This is a genomic window from Polaromonas sp. P1_G2, from assembly GCF_056405515.1.
The window spans coordinates 1-478 of record NZ_JBFUBY010001039.1; the positions used below are offsets into that span (position 1 = coordinate 1).

Below are 478 nucleotides of genomic sequence, written 5' to 3' on the forward strand. Positions count from 1 at the left end.
CCTTCAACAATATCGCCATGCGGCTCGACGCAGCCCTTGCAGGCCTCGGCCTTGCCTACCTGCCGGAAGACCAGGCGTCGCCATATTTCGACGGCAGGGGCCTCGAGCGGGTGCTCGGAGACTGGTGTGAACCGTTCTCAGGCTACCACCTTTATTATCCGAACCGCAGGCATGCCTCGCCGGCCTTCGCCGTGTTCATCGAGGCGCTGCGCTACCGTGAATGATTGCCGCATCACGGCTAATCAAAAATCTGTGATTAATAAGCACAACTAATAGCTTCATACGGTTTCCGGCGGCTAATGCCCAGCTGCGTTGTCGCCTACCTTGTCATCATCTCTACTTTGACAGGGTTTGACCTCATGAGCTTTGGCCGCTTCGTTCTCGCACTTCTCCTTTCGCTCGCCGGCTGGGCGGCCCATGCCGAATCCAACCGGGTCCAGTTCCCGGCCGACCTGGACAAACTCGTGCACTACACCAC

Annotated in this window: 1 protein-coding gene; it reads left to right on the plus strand. The window is 58.2% G+C overall.

The features are described 5' to 3' along the window. Positions 1-224: LysR substrate-binding domain-containing protein (locus tag AC1D0P_RS28950; RefSeq protein ID WP_477679885.1), on the plus strand; the 224-nt coding region annotated here is incomplete at its 5' end. Positions 225-478: the final 254 nt, after the last annotated feature.